This is a genomic window from Morganella sp. HSTU-ASny43 (assembly GCF_022819185.1).
Taxonomy (GTDB): domain Bacteria; phylum Pseudomonadota; class Gammaproteobacteria; order Enterobacterales; family Enterobacteriaceae; genus Morganella; species Morganella morganii.
This window is the reverse complement of the sequence record NZ_WSPG01000057.1, coordinates 1-4,890: the sequence shown is the minus strand read 5'-3', so window position 1 is coordinate 4,890 and position 4,890 is coordinate 1. Positions and strand designations below refer to the sequence as shown.

Annotated in this window: 4 protein-coding genes and 1 pseudogene; all 5 read left to right on the top strand. The window is 44.5% G+C overall.

The features are described from left to right. Positions 1 to 202 precede the first annotated feature (202 nt). A complete protein-coding gene (gene speFL / locus GN208_RS17505; protein WP_107678959.1) occupies positions 203 to 310 on the top strand; it encodes a leader peptide SpeFL in 108 nt (35 codons plus the stop codon). A gap of 379 nt (positions 311 to 689) precedes the next feature. Next, positions 690 to 2,852, top strand: a complete 2,163-nt coding sequence (gene speF / locus GN208_RS17500) for an ornithine decarboxylase SpeF (RefSeq protein WP_015422912.1) — start codon at positions 690 to 692, stop codon at positions 2,850 to 2,852. A gap of 63 nt (positions 2,853 to 2,915) precedes the next feature. Next, positions 2,916 to 4,244, top strand: a complete 1,329-nt coding sequence (gene potE, locus GN208_RS17495) for a putrescine-ornithine antiporter (RefSeq protein WP_032098853.1) — start codon at positions 2,916 to 2,918, stop codon at positions 4,242 to 4,244. Between the two features lie 122 nt (positions 4,245 to 4,366). Then, positions 4,367 to 4,512, top strand: a pseudogene (locus GN208_RS18130) (TetR family transcriptional regulator); the annotation flags it as partial. 64 nt (positions 4,513 to 4,576) lie between these two features. Further along, the coding region (locus tag GN208_RS18125; protein ID WP_243828503.1) for a TetR family transcriptional regulator C-terminal domain-containing protein at positions 4,577 to 4,890 on the top strand (314 nt) is incomplete at its 3' end.

Sequence of the window (4,890 nt, the reverse complement as noted above, 5' to 3'; positions counted from 1 at the left end):
ATATTAAATATGTATTTGTTTTTTTAATTTTCGCCAATAATATACACAACACAGTATTAACAAAATGTATTTTTATACTAACTGATATTGGTTAAATATATTTTTAGGATTATTATTTTGATGTATATCACGGTATAGTATTTATACTTGGTTATATTAATAATTGTTCGTCAGATAGTCTTAATTTTAAACAGGTGCAAAAATGGAAAACAATAACCGATTTTGGCCGCATATAAGACGTGTTACACACCTTATGATGTTCTCACATCGTTCGTGTTTTGATTTTAATCGTTTTAATGCACAAAGGTAGTCCCTCTACTGACATCCATGACGTTGTCTGCATATTGCCATCGTATGGATCGTCGACCTCTTTCTCATTATATCCCGCATTTATGTGTGGATATGCTGAATTCTGATTGATAATTCATACTCTGGTTTTCATGCATATCAATATGCAGGTAAACAGCTTTCGTCATTCCCGGTTGCGGTAAAAAAAGCCCTTGCTGAGATAGTGAAAACTGTCAGTCCTGAATATTGTTTTGGCATACGTAATGGCATAAAGAGAAATGTGATTTTTTAACTCAATAGTATATTGAGGGAACAAGCTCGCATTTATGAAAATAAATAACTGAAATATTTTTTCTGAATATTTCAGCGGGAATTTTTTGCCAAAAATAAAAGGTATGAAAATGAAAAGTTATAAAATCGCTGTCAGCTATGATATGTCTGACTATATTTCAACACACCGGGAATGTGTGGATATCCTGAATACAGATTTTACGGATGTTGCTGTCATCGTTATTTCACTTGATGATATCCGCGACGGAAAGCTGGATTTTATTGAGCAGCACAGTTTTGAACAGCCGGTTTTTGCTGTAATCAGTGATCACGAAGTCATTCCGGCAGATGTCATTACACGGTTAACCGGCGTGATTGATTTAAATAAAAAGAACGGTGAATTATACAGTAAGCAACTGGAAACAGCGGCGCTGAAATATGAAGAAAGTCTGTTACCGCCATTTTTCGGCAGTATGAAAAAATATGTTGAGCAGGGCAATTCAGCTTTTGATTGTCCCGGACATCAGGGCGGGGAGTTTTTCCGCCGTCACCCGCTGGGTAACCAGTTTGCTGAATATTTCGGCGAAAATTTATTCCGTTCTGATTTATGTAATGCGGATGTCTCCATGGGGGATCTGCTGATTCATGAAGGGGCTCCGTGCGCGGCACAACAGCATGCGGCGAAAGTTTTTAACGCGGATAAAACCTATTTCGTCCTTAATGGTACGTCGTCTTCAAATAAAGTGGTGCTTAATGCCTTATTGGCGCCGGGTGACCTGGTATTATTCGATCGTAACAACCACAAATCAAATCATCACGGCGCATTAATACAGGCGGGGGCAATACCGGTTTATCTGGAAGCTGCGCGCAACCCGTTCGGATTTATCGGCGGGATTGATGCTCATTGTTTTGAAGAGGATTATCTTCGCAGCTTAATTAAAGAAGTCGCACCTGAACGAACCGGCGAAAAACGTCCGTTCCGTCTGGCGGTTATTCAACTGGGTACGTATGACGGAACAATTTATAACGCACGCCAGGTTGTCGATAAAATCGGTCATTTATGTGACTACATTTTATTTGATTCTGCCTGGGTTGGTTATGAACAGTTTATTCCGATGATGAAGGATTGTTCTCCGCTTTTGCTGGAGCTGAATGAAAATGATCCCGGAATTCTGGTCACACAATCTGTTCATAAACAACAGGCCGGTTTCTCTCAGACATCTCAGATCCATAAAAAAGACAGTCATATTAAAGGCCAGAGCCGTTATGTGAATCATAAGCGTCTGAATAATGCCTTTATGATGCATGCCTCCACCAGCCCGTTCTATCCGCTGTTTGCCGCGCTGGATGTGAACGCCAAAATGCATGAAGGGAAATCAGGTAAGCGTTTATGGATGGATTGCGTGAAAACCGGGATTGAAACCCGTAAGTTGCTGCTGAAATCCTGTAAACATATCCGCCCGTTCATTCCGGAAACTATTGATGGCCGTTCATGGGGCGATTTTGAGACTGATGTGATTGCCAATGATCTCCGGTTCTTCAATTTTGTGCCGGGTGAGCGCTGGCATGCCTTTGAGGGATATGAAGAAAATCAGTATTTTGTTGACCCGTGCAAATTACTGCTGACAACGCCGGGTATTGATGCCAAAACCGGTAATTATGAAGCGTTCGGTGTGCCGGCAACGATTCTGGCTAACTATCTGCGTGAAAATAATATCATTCCTGAAAAATGCGATCTCAACTCCATTCTGTTCCTGCTGACACCTGCTGAAAGCATGGCAAAAATGCAGCATCTGGTGGCTCAGATTGCCCGTTTTGAGCAATTACTGGAACAGGATGCTCCGCTGAAAGAGGTACTGCCGTCTGTATATCATGCGCATGAAGCCCGTTATCAGGGGTATACCATCCGTCAGTTATGTCAGGAAATGCATGATATGTATGTGAAGTTTAATGTGAAACAACTCCAGAAAGAGATGTTCCGCAAATCACACTTCCCGCAGGTCAGCATGTTACCGCAGGCAGCGAATATTGCGTTTGTACGCGGCAACGCGGAATTGGTTGCGGTGGATCAGATTGAAGGCCGTATTGCGGCTGAAGGTGCTCTGCCTTATCCGCCGGGGGTTCTGTGTGTGGTTCCGGGGGAAATCTGGGGCGGCTCCGTGCAGCAATATTTTCTGGCGCTCGAGGAGGGGATTAACCTCTTCCCGGGATTCTCACCGGAATTACAGGGTGTGTATATCCGCTGTGATGAAGATGGCCGTCAGCGGGCATACGGCTATGTAATTAAACACTGAGTTCGTTAATTCGTGCATGGCGGAGCGCGGATGAGCGTGCTCCGTCAGCCGGGGAGAAATATGATGAGTGCTTCAAAGAATAAAATGAGCGTATTACAGCTCACTATATTAACCGCAGTGAATATGATGGGATCCGGCATCATTATGCTGCCGACAAAACTGGCGGAAGTGGGGACGGTTTCTATTCTGTCATGGCTTGTGACCGCCGTCGGTTCTATGGCTCTGGCTTATGCATTTGCCAAGTGCGGTATGTACAGCCGCCGCAGCGGCGGGATGGGAGGTTACGCGGAATACGCATTCGGTAAATCCGGTAACTTTATGGCGAATTATACCTATGGTGTTTCTCTGCTGATTGCAAACGTTGCGATCGCGATTTCAGCCGTCGGTTATGGGGCTGAACTGATGGATGCGGCGATGACGCCGCTGGGTATCTGTATTGCCACAATTGTTGTGTTGTGGATTTGTACGGTGGCAAACTTCGGCGGTGCACGGATCACCGGACGGATCAGCAGTGTGACTGTCTGGGGGGTCATTATTCCGGTTGTTGGTATTTCGGTTATCGGCTGGTGGTGGTTCAGTCCTGAACTGTATGTTAATTCCTGGAACCCGCATAATTTTCCGCTTTTTGAGGCGGTCGGTTCCTCTATTGCGATGACATTATGGGCATTTTTAGGAATGGAGTCAGCCTGTGCTAACAGTGAGGCGGTTGATAATCCTGAGAAAAATGTGCCGATAGCAGTATTGGGCGGAACATTAGGCGCAGCGGTTATTTATATCGTATCAACAAACGTCATTGCCGGTATTGTACCGAATATGGATCTGGCAAACTCTACTGCACCGTTTGGCCTGGCATTCTCACAAATGTTTACGCCGGGTGTGGGTAAGGTTGTTATGGCGCTGATGATTATGTCCTGCTGCGGTTCATTATTAGGCTGGCAGTTCACCATTGCGCAGGTATTTAAATCATCATCCGATTCCGGTTATTTCCCGAAAATCTTTTCTGCTGTTACCAAAGCGGATGCCCCGGTAAAAGGTATGCTGGTTATTGTTATTATTCAGTCTGCACTGTCGCTGATGACCATCAGTCCGTCACTGAATAAACAGTTCAATGTGCTGGTTAACCTGGCGGTTGTTACTAATATTATCCCTTATATCCTTTCCATGGCTGCCATGATTATTCTGCAGAAAGTCGCCAATGTGGATCCTAAGAAAGCACGGACAGGCAATGTGATTGCATTTATCGGTGCTGTTTATAGTTTCTATGCGCTGTATTCATCCGGTGAAGATGCTGTGATGTGGGGGGCGCTTGCCACCTTCCTCGGCTGGACACTGTATGGTTTTGTTTCCCCGCGGTTTGAAATGAAACAAAACCAGGACGTAATGATGAAATAACGAACACTCTCCGGTGGGTTCCTCCCGTGCAGTAACGGCGGGAGGATTTTTTCCTGCAGCGAAACAGCCGGAATGTATACGAACAGCAATCTGTATATTCCGCATAACAGAGATAAAACGTAATGACAGCAATAATGACAAAGCCGAAACGGGGACGACCGCCGAAAAACCATGATGCAGGTACCGATGTAAAAGAAATATTGATCCGCAGCGGTACGGAGGTGTTTACCGAAACAGGATATATGACGTCAGATATCAGCAGAATATTAACAAAAGCAGGTATTCCGAAGGGATCTTTTTATTATTACTTTGGCAGTAAAGAAAATTTCGGTGTGAAAGTGATACGTCATTATGACCGCTGTTTTTCTCATCTGCTGGATAAATGTCTGTCTGATACCACATTGCCGCCACCGGAAAGATTATTGACATTTTGCAGGATTGCCAAATCCGGAATGGAAAAATATCACTGGCAGCGCGGGTGTCTGATCGGCAATCTCGGGCAGGAAGTTATCAGTCTGCCGGCCGGGTATTGTGAATTACTCAATGACATTATTACCGGCTGGCAAAAGAAAGTGGAGAATTGTCTTCTGGAAGCACAGGCGCAAAATCTTATTTCCGGAAATACTGACTGCAGGCAGATGGCGGC

Coding starts and splice junctions, on each gene's coding strand:
- potE (WP_032098853.1), top strand. CDS start 2,916: ATGAGTGCTTCAAAGAATAAAATGAGCGTATTACAGCTCACTATATTA.
- speF (WP_015422912.1), top strand. CDS start 690: ATGAAAAGTTATAAAATCGCTGTCAGCTATGATATGTCTGACTATATT.
- speFL (WP_107678959.1), top strand. CDS start 203: ATGGAAAACAATAACCGATTTTGGCCGCATATAAGACGTGTTACACAC.